Raw genomic sequence first — 17,619 nt, forward strand, 5'->3', positions numbered from 1 at the left:
ATATACTATATCGTACATATACAAAAAAACTTAAATTTGGTTGTATACACCAAAAAAGTACAAGTCTTTTTTGTTACTTGAGCCTTTAATATTGAGTTTAATTTTAGGGCGGCTACTTATTATAAAACGGCTTTATTGCAGCAAACTCAGTACCCCACTACTGTTTTGGTTGGCCTGTGCCAGCATGGACTGGGCGGCCTGCATGAGTACGTTGTTTTTGGTATAGCCGGTCATCTCCTTGGCCATATCCGCATCGCGGATTACGCTTTCGGAAGAAGTTACGTTTTCATGGGCGGTGGTCAGGTTGGCAGCAGTAAATTCCAAGCGGCTTTCCATTGCACCAATAAGTGTCTGCTGTTTAAGTGCCCGGCCAATAGCCCGGTCAATAACCGTAATCGCTGAGTTGGCCAGTTCCTGAGTAGCAACGCTGACCTTAGTGCCGTCTGACTTCGCGAGCCCCAAGGCGATACACCGCATATCGGCCAGGCCCACTCGCATACTTTGATTAGCCTTCGTGCCTGTCTGAAAGACCAGATTTTTTTCCGGCTCGCCATCGGCAGACTGTTTGGCCAGATAACGGAGAATCATATAGCCGGCAGCATAAGCCTCATCACCGGAAGCAGATGCTGAATCCTGTAAAACATTTTTTAAAGCATCTGGGTCACTGGCCAGACTGGCAATAGTGCTTCTACGAAAATCATCAATACCATGTACCACTTCAGCAGCCCCTTCCTTTATGTATTTAGGCAGGTTACTAAAGTTTTTGATATTAGCCGACATCAAAGCATGTACCATCTCATGGGCAATGGTGCGATCGAGATACCCCGCTCCACCTGAAGCTTTACCATTCCAGTCGTTTACGTCCAGTGAAGAATAATAGTCCATATTGATGGTCATACTAAGCCCCGTAGTCACTCCGCCTGAAATGCTGCTAGTAACATAGGCCAATGTCCCATTTTGACCTTCATTGGCCAATTTTACATCCATTGTACGAACAGAAGTGCCCTTTTCCCAAAAATTCAAGGCATAGGATTCATCAATAAGGTCTATACAATTTTGCAGCCAGGGATTATCTAAAGCTCCCAGGATAGCTCTTTCCACATCAGAGTTTACGGAATCCGGCCAATTTACGGTCAGGCCGCGAATACGGGACGTTCCCCCTGTAGGATCCCCACCATAGGGATAATGCTTTTCCGGCACAACGCTTTCCGCGGTCTTGACAACTTCATTTCGCGCATCCTTACCGGTAATAGCCCCGGTATCATCATTGTCCAGGACTATGCCGCAGGCCGCCAGACCGTCGTTGGTTATGTCATTGATAAAAGTATTTATCAATGCTGTTTCATTTTCAAACATGCCGCCGGATACATATTTTATAGCACCGTCCAGCGCCTCCTGTGCTGTAGCCGTGTCAGCATTATCCAGAAAACTCATAAACGAGGCCATAGCATCCCAGGGGTCTGCGGCGATACCATGCCCCTGCGTGCCATCTAAGAGACGCTTGCCATTGAAGGTCGCCGCAGCATTATCTTCAATCTGCGACATATATTGGTTAAGTTCCTTTTGAATGGTGGCACGGTCATTGTCTGTGTTGGTATCATTAGCGGCGTTAATTGCTTTTTCTTTGAATGTTTTTAGTATATCCACTGTTGAAGATACCGCACCTTCCGCTGTTTTCAGCAGACTTGTAGCGTTTTGTGTATTAGCAATGTCCGCTTCCAGACTGCGCAGCTGCACACGCATGCGCTCGCTGATCGCATAGCCTGAAACATCATCAGCAGCGCCATTGATTTTCATCCCTGTGGATACCTTCTGCAGGCTTTTGCTCAAAGCATCTGCATTTTGGTTAAGGGTATTTAAGGCATTTATGGCCTCCTTGTTGTTCTTAATCACCATTGACATGACTCTTCCTCCTTGAAGATACTGGGCAACACCCTCCTTATATATGTTATCGTAAAAAGGGTATATTTCTTAAATACTTTTCTAAATAAAAAAAGCACAAGTCCTCCACAAAAGGACTTGCGCTTAATAATTGTGCTATATATTATTTGCTCATAGCTTCCTGTACAGCAACAGCAACAGCAACGGTCATACCAACCATCGGGTTGTTGCCGGCGCCGATGAGGCCCATCATGTCAACGTGTGCCGGTACGGAGGAGGAACCTGCGAACTGGGCATCGCCGTGCATACGACCCATGGTGTCGGTCATACCATAGGAAGCCGGGCCAGCAGCCATGTTGTCCGGATGGAGCGTACGGCCCGTGCCGCCGCCGGAAGCAACGGAGAAGTACTTCTTGCCGTTTTCGATGCAGTCTTTCTTGTAGCAGCCTGCAACCGGATGCTGGAAGCGGGTCGGGTTCGTGGAGTTACCAGTGATGGAGATGTCAACTTTCTCCAGTTTCATGATGGCAACGCCTTCCTGTACGGATTCAGCACCGTAGCAGCGAACCTTGGAGCGGAGGCCATCGCTGTAAGCGATTTCCTTCACTACGTTTACTTTGTCAGCCTTGAAATCGTATTCGGTTTCAACGAAAGTGAAACCATTGATGCGGCTGATGATCTGAGCAGCGTCTTTGCCGAGGCCGTTCAGGATAACGCGCAGGGGGTTCTTACGAACTTTGTTAGCCGTCTGAGCGATACCGATAGCACCTTCAGCAGCTGCGAAGGATTCGTGACCAGCCAGGAATGCGAAGCAGCCAGCTTCTTCGGACAAAAGCATAGCGCCGAGGTTACCATGGCCGAGACCTACTTTACGATGGTCAGCAACGGAACCCGGTACGCAGAAAGCCTGGAGGCCTTCGCCGATAGCTTTGGCAGCATCAGCAGCAGCCGTGCAGCCCTTCTTGATTGCGATAGCAGCACCGAGGGTGTAAGCCCATTTTGCATTTTCGAATGCGATCGGCTGCAGGTCGCCTACGATGTCGTAAGCTTTTACGCCTTTTTCATCGCAGATGGTCTTTGCTTCTTCGATGGAAGCAATACCATACTTTTTGCAAACTTCATTAATCTGGTCAATACGGCGTTCATAGCCTTCGAATAATGACATTCTATTCATTCCTCTCTATTCTTACAGTGACGTTACGAAAAAATGTTTTTCCACCTCATCCGGCAGCCCTTTGGGCTGCCACGTCCGGGGAGTCCACTGGACTCCCGCGACTTCGTCGCCCCCTAAGGGGAAGGCTGAGTGGTCGATCTTATTCTTCGCGCGGGTCAATCGTCTTAACAGCGTCAGCGAAACGGCCTTTGGTGCTGGTGTTGGCTTTGATGGCTTCGTTAGCATCTTTGCCGGCACGTACAGCTTCCATAACTTTGCCGAGCTGAACAACTTCGTAACCGATTACGCGGTTTTCGCTGTCCAGACCGAGTTTCGTTACATAGCCTTCTGCAAGTTCGAGGTAACGGGGACCCTTCTTGAGCGTGCTGTAGAGCGTACCCGTCTGGCTGCGCAGACCTTTACCAAGGTCATCGAGGCCAGCGCCGATGGGCAGACCGTCATCGGAGAATGCAGTCTGGGAACGGCCATAAGCAATCTGCAGGAAGAGTTCGCGCATAGCGGTGTTGATGGCATCGCACACGAGGTCAGTGTTCAGGGCTTCGAGAACCGTGAGGCCCGGCAGGATTTCTGCTGCCATTGCTGCGGAATGAGTCATACCGGAGCAACCGATGGTTTCTACGAGAGCTTCCTGGATGATGCCGTCCTTAACGTTCAGGGTCAATTTGCAGGCACCCTGCTGCGGAGCGCACCAGCCAATGCCGTGCGTCAGGCCGCTGATGTCCTGTACGTTCTTGGATTTTACCCATTTGCCTTCTTCAGGAATGGGAGCAGCACCATGGTGTACTTCCTGGGCTACGCATGCCATGTCTTCCACTTTTTGTGAATAAGCAATCATTGTTCGTATTCCTCTCTTTTTCTAAAATATAACACTAGAGGTCTTGCCTTTGGCAAGGGGCTAGCATGCCCCCGTGAGAATTCACGGGGGCTCCTTGCTCAAGGGAGCTTGCCTCTGTCCTGCTGTTTAGAGTTCCACCAGGTTCTTGCCCGTCATTTCGGCCGGAATCTCTACGCCTGCCAGCGTGAGGAGAGTCGGTGCGATATCGCAGAGGGCGCCGTCCTTAACGGACTTAACGCGGTCGGATACCACGATGAACGGTACCGGATTGGTGGTATGTTTGGTGAAGGGCTGATCGTTGTCGTAGTCCATCATCTTGTCGGCGTTGCCGTGGTCAGCGGTGATGCAGACCTCGCCGCCAACTTCGCGGATGGCGTCTACGAAACGGCCAACACAGGTGTCTACCGTTTCCACAGCCTTGATTACAGCCGGGAATACGCCGGTATGACCAACCATGTCGCAGTTTGCATAGTTGAGGATGATGAAGTCGTATTTGCCGGATTTGATGGCTTCTACTACTTTATCCGTAACTTCCACAGCGCTCATTTCCGGCTGGAGGTCGTAGGTTGCAACCTTCGGGGACGGAACGAGGATGCGGTCTTCACCCTTGTAGGGTTCTTCCACGCCGCCGTTGAAGAAGAACGTTACATGTGCGTACTTCTCGGTTTCGGCAATGCGCAGCTGGGTCATGCCCTTGTTCTGGATGATTTCGCCCAGCGTGTTGTTGATGGATTCCGGCGGGAAAGCTACGAGAGCGTTCATGCCGTCTTCGTACTGGGAGAAGGTAGCGAACGGAATCTTCAAATCTTCGTCGCGTTCGAAACCGTCAAAGATTTCATCCACGAAGGAATGCGTGAGCTGACGGGCACGGTCTGGACGGAAGTTGAAGAAGATAGCGCCGTCGCCATTCTTCATGCCTTCGTAGCCTTTGACTACGAACGGCACAACGAATTCATCGTTTACATCGTTGTCGTAGCTTGCCTTGAGGCCGGCTACTGCAGAATCAGCGCTTACGCCTTCTGCATGGGTGATGGCTTCATAAGCCTTGACTACGCGTTCCCAACGGTTGTCGCGGTCCATAGCGTAGTAACGGCCGCTGACGGTTGCAATGCAGCCAGCACCGATTTCTTTGCACTTTGCCTCGAGTTCTTCGAGGAAAGGCTGTGCGCTCTGAGGCGGTACATCACGGCCATCGAGGAAAGCATGTACATAAACTTCCTTGATGCCCTCTTTCTTAGCCATTTCGAGCAGTGCATAGAGGTGATCCTGATGGCTGTGCACGCCACCCGGGGAAACGAGGCCCATGAGGTGCAGGGCGCCGTTCTTTTCTTTCACGCCGTTGACGATGGAAAGGAGAGCTTCGTTCTTGAAGAAGTCGCCGTTCTTGATGTCGCGGGTGATGCGGGTCAGCTGCTGATAGATGATGCGGCCGGCACCGATGTTGGTATGACCAACTTCGGAGTTACCCATCTGACCATCCGGCAGGCCGACGAATTCGCCGGAAGCCTGCAGCTGGCTGGTCTTATACTTGGCAAGGAGTCCGTCGAGAACAGGAGTGTTAGCTACCTGTACAGCGTTGTTCTTGTCGGTTTTATCACCGAGGCCGCAGCCATCCATGATGATGAGGGCCACCGGTGCATTTTTAAGAGTTGCCATGTTTTTTATATGCTCCTTCTAAGAAACACAGATTAGAAGTTAACGATAGCGCTGAAGTCTTCAGCCTTCAGGGAAGCGCCGCCTACGAGAGCACCGTCAACATTCGGCTGCTGCATAAGGTCTTTAATCGTAGCCGGTTTTACGCTGCCGCCGTACTGGATGCGGATAGCGTCAGCTGCCGTCTGGTCGAATTTCTTAGCAACAGCTTCGCGGATAGCTTTGCAGACTTCTTCAGCCTGGTCAAAGGTAGCCGTCTTGCCCGTGCCGATAGCCCAGATCGGTTCATAAGCAATAACGAGTTTTGCAACTTCGCTAGCCTGGAAGCCTTCGAGAGCAGCGTTAATCTGAGCAACTACATGGTCGATGTAAGTGCCAGCTTCACGGATTTCGAGGCTTTCACCGCAGCAGATGATCGGGGTGATGCCAGCAGCAAAAGCAGCACGAGCGCGCTTGTTTACGCCTTCATCCGTTTCACCGAAGTAGTCACGGCGTTCGCTGTGGCCAAGGACAACGTAATCTACGCCGATTTCGTTGAGCATACCCGTGGAGATTTCGCCCGTGAAAGCACCTTTTGCTTCCCAATGTACGTTCTGTGCGCCAACATGGATGTTGGTGCCTTTTACTGCTTCACAAACGGAGGAAAGAGCCGTAGCCGTTGGGCAAACCACAACGTCTACCGTAGCGTCCTTAACGAGAGGAGCCAGAGCCTTTACGAGCTCAACGCCTTCCTTAATCGTGTTGTTCATTTTCCAGTTGCCTGCAATAATCGGAGTTCTAGCCATTTTTATAGCCTCCCAATTTAATTTTTAATTTTAAATTGATAAGATAGCTTACATCGCCACCTCATCCGCCCCCTGCGGGGGCACCTTCCCCATAGGGGAAGGCTTTTTCTTTCGTCTCAAAAAGATAACGCGTACTCGTTGCCCAGCGCCCAAGGAAGGGCGCAGGCGGACGTAAATCCCGTGATGGGATTTCAGTCCGTGTTTTCGCCTGTGCCCGTTAGGGTATTTGGATACTTTTCTTTGCGCCAAAGAAAAGTATCACCACTTACTTATTTATCAGCGATTGCTGCTACGCCCGGCATTTCTTTGCCTTCGAGGAATTCCAGCGTTGCACCGCCACCGGTGGAAACGTGGGAAATCTTATCGGTGAGGCCAGTCTTCTTGAGAGCTGCTACGGAGTCACCACCGCCAACGATGGAGATAGCGCCTTCGTCCGTTGCCTTAGCAACAGCTTCAGCCACAGCCAGGGTGCCTTTAGCGAAAGCGTCGAATTCGAATACGCCCATAGGACCGTTCCAAACAACCGTCTTAGCGCCTTTGAGTGCTTCCACGTATTTTTCGGAGGTCTTCACGCCAGAATCGAGTGCCTGCCAGCCATCGGGAACTTTGTCCACGTCAACAGTCTGGGTGTTGGCATCTGCAGCGAATTTATCAGCGATAACGAGGTCAACCGGCAGAATTACTTCTACGCCCTTTTCTTCTGCTTTCTTGAGCAGTTCACGAGCCAGGTCGTACTTGTCCGGTTCGCAGAGGGATGCACCGATGGGCAGGCCTTTAGCTGCGTCGAAGGTATGAGCCATGCCGCCGCCGATGATGATTTTGTCAACCTTTTCAATCATGTTGCTGATTACGCCGATTTTATCAGAAACCTTAGCGCCGCCGATGATGGCAACGAACGGATGCTGCGGAGCTTCCAGAGTCTTGCCGATGTAGTTGATTTCTTTTTCCATGAGGAAACCGGCAACAACTTCCACGTACTGAGCAATACCAGCGTTGGAAGCATGGCCGCGGTGGGATACACCGAAAGCATCGTCAACAGCAACGTCAGCGAGGCTAGCCAGCTGTTTTGCAAATTCGGGGTCGTTCTTCTTTTCAGCCTTGTGATAACGGAGGTTTTCGAGAAGCAGAACTTCGCCAGCCTTGAGGTCAGCAGCAGCTTTTTCAGCAACTTCGCCTACGCAGTCAGAAGCCCATTTTACATCTTTGCCGAGGAGTTCGGACAGATGTGCAACGAGGTGCTTCGTGGAGAACTGCGGCTCACGAGCTTCGGTCGGACGGCCGATGTGGCAAGCCAGGATAACAGCAGCGCCGTTATCGAGCAGGTAGTTGATGGTCGGCAGCGTGCGAACCATACGGGTGTCATTGGTGATGTTCTGATTTTCATCGAACGGAACGTTGTAGTCAACGCGGACAAATACTTTTTTGCCCTTGACGTCAATATCTTTCAGGGTTTTCTTATCCATTTATAAACCTCCAAAACAATAAATTGAGGCCCGGCCCAAGTTTGCCAGGCCGGACCTCAATAGATCTTCGTCGTATTCAGTTACGAAATCAAATAATTAGCCGAGTTCAGCGAAGTATTTGATGGTACGAACCATCTGGCTCGTGTAGCTGTTTTCGTTGTCGTACCAGGATACAACCTGTACCTGCGTGCCACCTTCAACGGGGTTAACCATCGTCTGCGTAGCATCGAACAGGGAACCGAAACGCATGCCAACGATATCGCTGGATACGATTTCTTCTTCGTTGTAACCGAAGGATTCCGTAGCTTCCTTCTTCATCTGAGCGTTGATCTGTTCAACCGTAACGTCGCCCTTAACAACAGCGTTGAGGATCGTCGTGGAACCAGTCGGGGTCGGAACGCGCTGTGCAGCACCGATCAGTTTGCCCTTCAGTTCAGGAATTACGAGGCCGATAGCTTTAGCAGCACCCGTGGAGTTCGGAACGATGTTGCAAGCTGCTGCACGGCTGCGACGGAGGTCGCCTTTACGCTGCGGGCCATCCAGAGTCATCTGGTCGCCAGTGTAAGCGTGAATCGTGCACATGATACCGGACTGAATCGGAGCCAGGTCGTTCAGAGCCTTAGCCATCGGAGCAAGGCAGTTCGTCGTGCAGGATGCAGCGGAGATAACCTTGTCTTCCTTCGTCAGGGTTTCATGGTTAACGTTGTATACGATAGTCGGGAGGTCGTTACCAGCCGGAGCGGAGATAACAACTTTCTTAGCGCCTGCAGCCAGGTGTGCAGAAGCTTTTTCTTTGGAAGTGTAGAAACCAGTGCATTCGAGAACTACGTCTACATCATGCTTGCCCCAAGGAATGTCTTTTGCATCCTTTTCAGCGTAGATTTTGATTTCTTTGCCGTTAACGGTGATGCTGTCTTCGCCAGCCTCTACCTTGTCAGCGTACTTGTACTTACCCTGCGTGGAATCATACTTGAGCAGGTGTGCGAGCATTTTCGGGCTCGTGAGGTCGTTGATTGCAACTACTTCATAACCCTCTGCATCGAACATCTGACGGAAAGCGAGACGGCCAATACGGCCAAAACCATTGATAGCAACTTTTACTGCCATTTGAAAAATACCCCCTAAATTTTTTAGAAGTTTCAGTTCTTACAGAGACTATAATACAATAACTCCCCCGCAAATGTCAATCTTTTTATCATAAATTAGAGCAATTATTCAATGAATCGCGGAGATTTTTTTCAAAAAATTCGTAACAACGATATAACAAGAGTTTTTCGGAGCAAACGATGTGCGATAATAATAAAAAAAGCCTTCCCCTTGAGGGGAAGGTGGCACCCGTCAGGGTGACGGATGAGGTGACAGATTTCTGCGAGAAACACCTCATCCACCGCTGCGCGGTCCCCCTTCCCCTCAAAGGGGAAGGCTCATATACGATAAATTTTGTTTATGATTTATGCGAGTTCGTCTTCTTTTTCGAGCTTTTCCAGTTCGAGCATAGCCTGAACATAGATGGCACACTCCAGACGTTTCTTCTGGATTTCGCAGCCCACTTCGTAAGGCTTGCGGATATCGCCGTGGAACAGGTCGGCGTTGGCATGGCAGCCGCCGGAACAGAAGAAACGGGACCAGCAGTCGCGGCATTTTTCCTTGTTGAGCACATGGCTTTCGCGGAAGTACTGCGGCAGCTTTGTATCCGTCACGCCTTCGTCCAAAGAACCTAAGCGGTAACCTTCACGGCCAACGAACTGATGGCAGGGATAGAGGTCGCCGTTTTCGGCCACAGCGAAGTATTCGTGACCGGCACCGCAGCCCGAGAGGCGCTTAGCCACGCAGGGGCCATTAGAAAGGTCCATATTGAAATGGAAGAAGAAGAAACCTTTGCCCTCACGATGGCGCTTCATATAGGCTTCAGTCAGCTTGTCGTACTCGGCATAGATGCGGGGCAGGTCTTCCTCGGTAAAGCCCAGCGGGCTGTCCTTCAAGACCACCGGTTCCATGGACAGGATATCAAAGCCTTCATCATTCATGGAGAGCACATCATCGGTGAAGTCCATATTGTTCTTCGTATAGGTGCCGCGCAGGTAGGTGTAGACACCGCGGTAATCCCAGTCGCCGCCCTTACGGGAATCGAGGCACTTGTGGAAGTTCTTGATGGCTCTATCATAGGAACCATTGCCGCCCACATCCGGACGCATGGCGTCATGGACTTCCTTGCGGCCATCGAGGGACAGCACGAGGGAGAAGTCATTGTCGTTGAGCCACTTGATGTTTTCATCATTTAATAAGAGGCCATTGGTCGTCAGCGTCAGCTTGAACTTCTTGCCCGTTTCCTGCTCGCGCTTGCGGGCGTATTCGGTCACGGCCTTGACTGTCTTCATATTGATGAGAGGTTCGCCGCCGAAAAAGTCCATTTCGAGATGCTTTCTGGGGCCGCTGCTCTTTATAAGGAAGTCAACGGCTTTCATGCCGGTTTCCGGACTCATGATGGCACGTTCCTGACCGTAGCTGCCGCCGTCGCCAAAGCAGTATTTGCAGCGCAGGTTGCAATCCTGAGCAATCATCAGGCACAGGGATTTTACGAGGCCCTTCTGCTTGAAGGTAGGAGGCACATCGATATCCGGGGCAAAGAGTTCCCCAGCGTCCATCAGCGCATGAAGTTCGTCCAGCGCTTCTGCCAGGTCTTCTTTCTTGTAGCTGTCCTGCAGTGCAGCGATTACAGCCGCATCATTTTCCCCGTCAAAGGTGTCCATGATGTCGTAAATCATTTTATCGATAACGTGCACCGCACCGCTGTTGATGTCGAGCAATATATAGGTACCGTTTTGCACGAATTTATGAATTTTGGCTTTCATTGTAACTCCTAACTTTCCTAAATGTAAAAAGCCCTCCCCAAAGGGAAGGCCCGTAATTAAAGCAATTGCTTACTTTTCGCAAACCTGGTTGCCCACAGTGCAGGAAGTCTTGCAAGCGGACTGGCAGGAAGCCTGGCATTCGCCGCAGCCACCCGTCTTCAGGGTCTTCTGCAGAGAAGGTTTGTTGACCGTCTTGATGTGTTTCATCATGTAGCCCTCCTATCAAAAATAGAATCTCCTATGTATTATACCGTTTTTTCTGGCATAACACAAGGAGATTGCAAAATTATTTCTGACAATTCACCATCTGCCGCTGCTGAAAGGTAACCGGCGTGAGCTTGAGGCTCTCGGCAAAGTCATAAGCCAAAAGCAAATGCGCACCGACTGCTTCCGCACTATGGGCATCGGAGCCCAGAGTCACGAAGCGGCCGCCCATTTCCTGATAGCGTTTGTAGATGGGCATAAGGTTTTCCAATGCGTCCTTCGCCCCCAGACGGCGGGTGTTGATTTCCATGACCACCTCATGGTCGATAGCCGTCTTGAGCACCGCATCGATTTCATCGGCAAATTCCCGATAGTAAAGTTCCGGGTCATCATAGGGCGCATAGCGGCAGATATAGTCGATATGACCCAGCGCATGAGCAAAGCTATGCGTCCTGAGATTTTCCGCCATCTGCACGAGATAGCGATGGTAGGCCGTCTGCTTATCCTTTCCCTCATAGTAGTCGGGATAGTAGATGTCCATATCATCCACCATATGCTGGGAGCAGATAATGAAATCAAACGGCACCCGCTGGGAAAATTCCACACTTACCTCGCGGGTACGCTCCCGCATGCCGATTTCCACGCCCAGCCGCAGATTATCGCCCCGCAACTGGCTGTAGGTCTGCCAGTAAACATCCGGGTTAAAGGAAAAGACTTTGCCTTCCTTGCTCGTATAATCAGCGTCCAGATGCTCTGTAAAGACAAGACCAACGCCCTGCTTCTCAGCAGCTGCCAGAGCCTCCTCTGCCTTCATCTCTGAATCGGCGGAAAACGCAGTGTGTATATGGCTGTCAAATATCATGGTCGCACACTTTCCTCGTTCTCGTCTTATGCCTGCTGAGCAGCATAGGCTTCCTTGAGGGCATTGGCCAGCTGGTCGGGGCAGGAAGTCGGCCGGGGTCCACAGGTGTTGCCTGCGAAGCGCTCAATCACATGGTCGATATCCATGCCCACCACCAGTTTGGAAATGCCGGAAAGATTACCGGCACAGCCGCCCTCGAATTGGACGGACTTAATGATTTTGCCATCCAGTTCCACCGTTATCTTCTTGCTGCAGGTTCCCTGCGTCTTGTATTCGTACTTGCTCATTTCTTCTGATTATCCTTTTCCTCAGTCTTTTTCAGCGGGGACAGGGCAAAATTCTGGAGATTGCCATTCTTGTCGAACAAGAATACACAGCGTACCACAGGTTCCTTCTCAAAGGACATGAGATACATCAGCTGGTCGCCCTGGTCGAAGCGGGTCCAGCCCACAAAGCGGGAGGACTTGTATTTTCCCAGATTCTTGGCCATATCATTGCTGATATCCGTAATTTTCTTGACGTCGATTTCCTTCTGTGCTTCAGCACCCATGAGTTTCAGGGATGCCGCCGGGTTGTTCTTCACCAGCATGGTATCCACCCAGGCCACAGCCTTGCCCTGCTGTGCGGACATGCTCTCGGCTTCCGGCGTAGCGGCCATAGCTGCCACGGACATGCTCATCATAGCACCTAAAGCTAAAGCGACAATTTTCTTCTTCACTGCAATCACCTCATAATTTTCACATGGACACATCCGTCACGATGCCGTCCTGTGTGTAAACATAGATACTCTTGCCGTTATGGTTGAAGACATACTGCTTCATCTTCTTGCCCTCGCCTTCGGACACATTGACCCGGGAAGGCTCCCCATAAGCAGCTGTTATATTATCTTCGCTGTCACCGGGGTGAATTCCTCCATATTTTCCTTTGGAGAGATTTGCCGCATGTTTCTGCGCGTTTTTCTTATCCAGTTCCGCTTCCTTCTCCGCCGCTTCATTCATGGCGATAATGAGGCGCCGGAAGGGCACGATTTTTTCTGCCAGCGTTCCCTTATAGCCCTCCGGCATATCCTGCACGATGGACAGCAGCTTCCTGTCCCCTGCCACATCCTTGTTGCTCATATGCCCCCGATACGCAGCCACCTGATTCATGGCTTCTGCGTAGGAAAGCAGCATTTCCGCATCCGGGCAGGCTCCGTCAAGGCTGTTCAATAACTGTGCATCATGGAAATCCTGCAGCAAATGCACTGCCTCCTCCGCTTTTTCGCGGTCCGGATGATTGAAGTTCAATCCCTTCAGAATGGACACGGCCTGCTCATAGCGGCGGGTCATGTTTTCTTTCTGGTCACGGTCAAAGGTTGACGCCGTGGTGCTTTTCGTGCGGGTGTCCATTTCCCCATAGCCTTTCACACCGCCGATAAAGCCCACCGTCACAGCCAGGCATACAAAAAGTGCCGTCATTTTATAATTATGCTGGCGGAAAAAACGGAAGGCCACCAGCAAAAACAGCACGGGGCACACCAAAAGCAAGCAAAGTGCAAATAATGACATAAAAATCCCCCTTGGGCTACGCTTTGAATTCACTTGCTCCATTATAGCACAGCCTTCCCCCGGCGAAAACAGGGCTAAAGTCCCTATTCGCCGGGGGAAGGCTGTCTTTTTATCCTTGCAGTTTTACTTCACGGAAAGAGGTAATCGCACCATTCTGTACACCGGTAATGAGTTCCTGAATAATCTGCGGGTCGCTATAATCCAGCGGCAGGAAGCAGCCATCCGCACGGTTGTAAAACTCCCGCACTTCATTTTCGAGGCCGCGGATATCGGCTTCGATCTGGGCCGCGCGCCGCTCATGGGCTTTCCCCGCCTGCACGTAGGATATGCTGGTAACGCCCAGCCATACCGCAAAGAAGAACGTCCAGGGAACACTCGGGAAGAACCCCGTGAGAATCAGGAAAAAGAACAAGGTCGCAATGCCGCCGCCAATGGTATAATTGGCCAGCACCGGCTCCGCGTTCTGGGTTCGCATCAGCCACAAATCGCCCAAGGTCGCATACTTGCCCCGAATATGGGCGAAGTACCCCTGCAGGCGGTTGAGCTCCGAGAGCATCCTGTCCTTTTCCTGGGGCACATCTTCGAGCTGCCGCAAAGCTACCAGCCGGGGCATTGCGGCGATGATTTCCCGCGCTCCATCGTCCCCCACAAAACGGGTCATCAAATCTTCCTGTCCGGCTTCCGCCCGTTCGCCGCAGAAGGAACACTCCTTAGCCTCCGGTTCGATAATACAGCCACATTTTTTGCAAATCATTGTTCTTCCTCCTTTCTCACCGAACAGCCTTCCTTTAGCTATATATCGGTGAATTTCCCCAATGATTTAGTAAAATTATGCTTAAAAGTTTTGATAGTCATACATATTCGTTATAAAATTAAAAATCCCTGCCGAAGCAGGGACTTTTATTACACTTTTAATCAAAATTTAATCCAATTTTGGGGAATTCTGTCATATTCTCACTTTCCCCAAACCTGACCCATGAATTCATCATAGACTGCTTCCAAGTGCTGCACCAGCACGCTGAGCATCAGCTGTATCATCTTGCTGTCAAAGGTATCGTCCACAAAGGGCAGGCAGATATCCAAATAGACCTTGCCATCCTGATGGACATAATACTTGAAGCTCTTGTAGCGGGCATTGAGCTCGTTGAGATACTCCTTGATGCGGGGCTGTTTATCCTCGGGCAGGCCGCTGATAATCTGGGTGCGGATTACGGTGAAGATACTCGTGTCAATCAGAATGGCCATGGGAAGAATCTGTCCCCGGGCCTCAATCCGCGAACGGAACAGCACTGTAGCGTAATCATCATCCATGGATTCCGTGCTGAACACGTTGATGTTGTTCTCAATCAGAAATTCCTGAAACTTGACCGCCTTTTCATTGCTCTCCACACTTTTTTTGGCTTTTCTCGGCATCTCCTACCTCCTTAAAATGCAAAGTAACGGCAGGCGTTGTTGTAGCTGATGTCTTCCACCAGCTTGCCCAGAACCTTCATATCTGCCGGGTACTCTCCATTTTCCACCAGGTTGCCGATGAAATTGCAGAGGATACGACGGTAATACTCATGACGGGAATACGACAGCAGCGAGCGGGAATCCGTCGGCGTGCCAATGGTATTGCCCAATACGGAAACGCTGGCCAACACGCGGAGCTGGGCTTCAATGCCCTCCTTGTTGTTGTTGAACCACCAGGCAGCCCCCTGCTGGATTTTCCCCAGCGCCTCTGTGCCGGAGAAGCACGGCAGCAGGGAAGCAATGACGATATTATCCGCTGGATTCAGCGAGCAGATAATGGTCTTGGGCAGATGCCCTTCCTTATCCAATGCGTTCAGGAACTTGGCCAAGGCCGGGGCACAGTTATGGGTGTCCACTGCGTCAAAGCCGCTGTCCTGTCCCAACACTTCAAACCGGGACGCATTCACATCCCGCAGAGCCGAATAATGCAGCTGCATAGTCCAACCTCGGCGGGCGTATTCCCGGCCCAGGAACATCAGCACAGCCGTCTTATACTGCTCCATGGCCTGCTTGGAGGGTTTTCCCTTGCCATTGATGACCTTGCCCACCACATCATCCAGCTCATATTCCTTGGCCTCCGCATAGACCATATACGGCAGAGCGTGGTCAGCAATCTGGCAGCCGTTTTCCGCAAAGTAATCGAGCCGTTTTTGCAGGGCATCGTAAATGTCCTGCATGGTGGATACATCTTCCATCCCAGCGGCTTCGCCGAGTTCATAGCGCATATAGGCATCCCAGCCGTCATCCTCGATATTCAGAATACTATCCGCCCGGAAGGTGGGCAGGACTTTGGCCGTGCAGGTGCCGTCTTCTTTGATTTTCTTATGCCATTTGAGGTCGGATACCGGGTCATCCGTGGTGCAGATAACCTGCACATTGGAGCGCTCGATAATCCCCTGGGCCCGCATATCCGCAGCTTTGAGCCGCTCATTGCAGGTTTCCCAGATTTTCTCGGCGTTTTCCCCATTGAGAATCAAATCGCAGTCAAAATAGCGCTGGAGCTCCAAATGCGTCCAATGATACAGGGGATTGCCGATAGCCCGGGACAGGCTTTCGGCAAAGTACTGGAACTTTTCCCGCGAAGAAGCATCGCTGCCGGATATGCACCCCTCGGACACGGCATTGCTGCGCAGCAGACGCCATTTGTAGGTGTCGGAAGCCAGCCATGCCTGCGCAATATTGCGGAACTCACGGTTTTCCGCGATTTCCCGGGGATTGATATGACAATGATAGTCATATATCGGCATGGGAGCGGCGTGTTCGTGATACAATACGCGTGCCGTTTCAGTTTGCAGGAGAAAATCCTTATCCATAAAGTTCTTCATATACAACCCTCCCATAATAAACGTCAGGATTTACTGCCCATGGTAGTCTTATAATAAAGTGCTACGCATACGATAGCAAAGAGGATGCCCACCGGATAGGAAATGCTGGTGGACAGCTGCAGACCTTCCGGAGCCTGCAGGATGTAGGTGCAGGAAACAGCCGACATGAAGGTGGCCGGTACAAAGGGAATCTTCCAGGCACCGGAATCCTTCTTGGTCCGATAAAGATAAACAGCACCCGTCCAGAGCACAATCATGGCCAGCGTCTGGTTCGTCCAGGAGAAATAACGCCAAATGATATTGAAGTCCATCTGGGACAGGATGCCGCCCACTGCCAGCAGGGGAACGGCGAACATCAAACGCTTGACGGCCTGATTCTGTTGAACACCGAACCAGTCAGCAAGGGTCAGACGGGCAGAACGGAAAGCCGTATCACCAGAGGTAATCGGGCAGGCGATAACGCCAAGCATAGCCAGAACTGCACCAACGCCCGACCCCATGAAGCCAACGCAGATATCGTAAACCACGGTACCAGCACCGCCAGCCTTCATAGCTGCGGCCAGACCGCCCGTACCATCATAGAACGTAACACCGGCAGCTGCCCAAATCAGGGCGATAATACCTTCGGAAACCATGGCGCCGTAGAATACCGGACGGCCCAAACGTTCATCCTTCAGGCAGCGGGCCATAATCGGCGACTGCGTGGAATGGAAACCGGAGATTGCACCGCAGGCCACGGTGATGAACATCAGCGGCCAGATAGGCATCTTTTCCGGCCCTAAGGGATGCAGATTCTGCAGGGTCATTTCCGGCATGGTGTGGCCGCCAACGCCAAAGAGCATGCCGCCCATGATACCCAGAGCCATGATGATTAAGCAGATGCCGAACAGCGGATAGAAGCGGGCAATGAGCTTATCGATAGGCAAAAGCGTTGCCAGGAAGTAATAACCCAGCACACAGGGAAGTACAATCGTTACCGCTACGCCGGTAAGTTTTGCCAAGAGGCCAGCCGGGCCCGTCATAAATACAGTACCGACCAGTACCAGCAGCACTACGGAGAACACGCGCATAATCATCAGCATCGTGCCGCCCATATGATTCCCGACTACTTCAGAGATACTCTTGCCATCCTCGCGCAAGGAAATCATACCCGACAGGTAGTCATGAACAGCACCGGCAAAAATCGTACCAAAGACAATCCAGAGATAAACGCTCGGCCCCCAGATAGCACCGCCCAAAGCACCAAAGATTGGGCCAAGGCCGGCGATATTTAACAACTGAATCAAAAATACCTTCCAAGTGGGCAGAGGAATGTAATCCACCCCATCATTATGCACCAGTGCCGGCGTCTTGGCATCGGTGGGACCGAACACATTATCGACGATTTTACCATAAACGAAATAACCTACAATCAGAGCACCTAAAGCAACCAAAAATGTAACCATGAATGTTCACCTCATTTACCAGATTCGAATAATTGCCAAGAATTTTGGGTGACAACTTGCACATCATCCATTTGCTTTCCT

Annotated in this window: 17 protein-coding genes; all 17 read right to left on the reverse strand. The window is 51.2% G+C overall.

Translation table 11 applies throughout. From position 1 onward, the window contains the following. Window positions 1–132: 132 nt before the first annotated feature. A complete protein-coding gene (locus tag P157_RS15045) occupies window positions 133–1,902 on the reverse strand; it encodes a flagellin (RefSeq protein WP_072000134.1) in 1,770 nt (589 codons plus the stop codon). Window positions 1,903–2,044: 142 nt separating this feature from the next. Next, a complete protein-coding gene (locus tag P157_RS0100700; protein WP_026759319.1) occupies window positions 2,045–3,046 on the reverse strand; it encodes a GGGtGRT protein in 1,002 nt (333 codons plus the stop codon). Window positions 3,047–3,194: 148 nt separating this feature from the next. Beyond that, the gene (locus tag P157_RS0100705) at window positions 3,195–3,887 is read right to left on the reverse strand and encodes an iron-sulfur cluster assembly scaffold protein (protein ID WP_026759320.1); all 693 of its coding nucleotides are present in this window, start codon (window positions 3,885–3,887) and stop codon (window positions 3,195–3,197) included. A gap of 129 nt (window positions 3,888–4,016) precedes the next feature. Beyond that, window positions 4,017–5,546 carry a 2,3-bisphosphoglycerate-independent phosphoglycerate mutase gene (gene gpmI / locus P157_RS0100710; protein WP_026759321.1) on the reverse strand — a complete coding sequence of 510 codons (1,530 nt, stop codon included), beginning with the start codon at window positions 5,544–5,546 and terminating at the stop codon, window positions 4,017–4,019. Window positions 5,547–5,578: 32 nt separating this feature from the next. Then, window positions 5,579–6,328: a triose-phosphate isomerase gene (gene tpiA, locus P157_RS0100715; RefSeq protein WP_026759322.1), complete on the reverse strand. Its 750-nt coding sequence runs from the start codon at window positions 6,326–6,328 to the stop codon at window positions 5,579–5,581. 269 nt (window positions 6,329–6,597) lie between these two features. Beyond that, window positions 6,598–7,791 (reverse strand): phosphoglycerate kinase, encoded by a 1,194-nt coding sequence (locus P157_RS0100720; protein WP_026759323.1) that lies wholly within the window; start codon window positions 7,789–7,791, stop codon window positions 6,598–6,600. A gap of 96 nt (window positions 7,792–7,887) precedes the next feature. Beyond that, window positions 7,888–8,898 (reverse strand): type I glyceraldehyde-3-phosphate dehydrogenase, encoded by a 1,011-nt coding sequence (gene gap, locus P157_RS0100725; RefSeq protein ID WP_014425549.1) that lies wholly within the window; start codon window positions 8,896–8,898, stop codon window positions 7,888–7,890. Window positions 8,899–9,242: 344 nt separating this feature from the next. After that, window positions 9,243–10,643 carry a thioether cross-link-forming SCIFF peptide maturase gene (gene scfB, locus P157_RS0100730; RefSeq protein WP_026759324.1) on the reverse strand — a complete coding sequence of 467 codons (1,401 nt, stop codon included), beginning with the start codon at window positions 10,641–10,643 and terminating at the stop codon, window positions 9,243–9,245. A gap of 69 nt (window positions 10,644–10,712) precedes the next feature. Further along, window positions 10,713–10,850 carry a six-cysteine ranthipeptide SCIFF gene (gene scfA / locus P157_RS15050; RefSeq protein WP_072000135.1) on the reverse strand — a complete coding sequence of 46 codons (138 nt, stop codon included), beginning with the start codon at window positions 10,848–10,850 and terminating at the stop codon, window positions 10,713–10,715. Window positions 10,851–10,929: 79 nt separating this feature from the next. Then, window positions 10,930–11,709, reverse strand: a complete 780-nt coding sequence (locus P157_RS0100740) for a histidinol-phosphatase HisJ family protein (RefSeq protein ID WP_026759325.1) — start codon at window positions 11,707–11,709, stop codon at window positions 10,930–10,932. Between the two features lie 26 nt (window positions 11,710–11,735). Continuing rightward, entirely contained in the window at window positions 11,736–11,996 is a 261-nt protein-coding gene (locus P157_RS0100745) for a TIGR03905 family TSCPD domain-containing protein (RefSeq protein ID WP_026759326.1), read from the reverse strand. Then, the gene (locus P157_RS0100750; RefSeq protein ID WP_026759327.1) at window positions 11,993–12,427 is read right to left on the reverse strand and encodes a hypothetical protein; all 435 of its coding nucleotides are present in this window, start codon (window positions 12,425–12,427) and stop codon (window positions 11,993–11,995) included. The genes P157_RS0100745 and P157_RS0100750 overlap by 4 nt, the downstream gene beginning before the upstream one ends. Window positions 12,428–12,446: 19 nt before the next feature. Beyond that, window positions 12,447–13,256, reverse strand: coding sequence for a hypothetical protein (locus P157_RS0100755; protein WP_026759328.1), 810 nt, complete (start codon window positions 13,254–13,256; stop codon window positions 12,447–12,449). 109 nt (window positions 13,257–13,365) lie between these two features. Further along, a complete protein-coding gene (locus tag P157_RS0100760; RefSeq protein ID WP_026759329.1) occupies window positions 13,366–14,010 on the reverse strand; it encodes a zinc ribbon domain-containing protein in 645 nt (214 codons plus the stop codon). A gap of 200 nt (window positions 14,011–14,210) precedes the next feature. Further along, window positions 14,211–14,669, reverse strand: a complete 459-nt coding sequence (locus P157_RS0100765) for a YbjN domain-containing protein (protein WP_026759330.1) — start codon at window positions 14,667–14,669, stop codon at window positions 14,211–14,213. An 11-nt stretch (window positions 14,670–14,680) separates the two neighbouring features. Further along, window positions 14,681–16,093: a glucuronate isomerase gene (gene uxaC, locus P157_RS0100770; protein WP_026759331.1), complete on the reverse strand. Its 1,413-nt coding sequence runs from the start codon at window positions 16,091–16,093 to the stop codon at window positions 14,681–14,683. Window positions 16,094–16,116: 23 nt separating this feature from the next. After that, complete coding sequence (locus P157_RS0100775) at window positions 16,117–17,538, reverse strand: carbon starvation protein A (RefSeq protein ID WP_026759332.1); 1,422 nt, start codon at window positions 17,536–17,538, stop codon at window positions 16,117–16,119. Window positions 17,539–17,619 lie beyond the last annotated feature (81 nt).

This window comes from Selenomonas ruminantium AC2024 (assembly GCF_000687995.1).
In the GTDB taxonomy this organism is placed as follows: Bacteria; Bacillota; Negativicutes; order Selenomonadales; family Selenomonadaceae; genus Selenomonas_A; species Selenomonas_A ruminantium_B.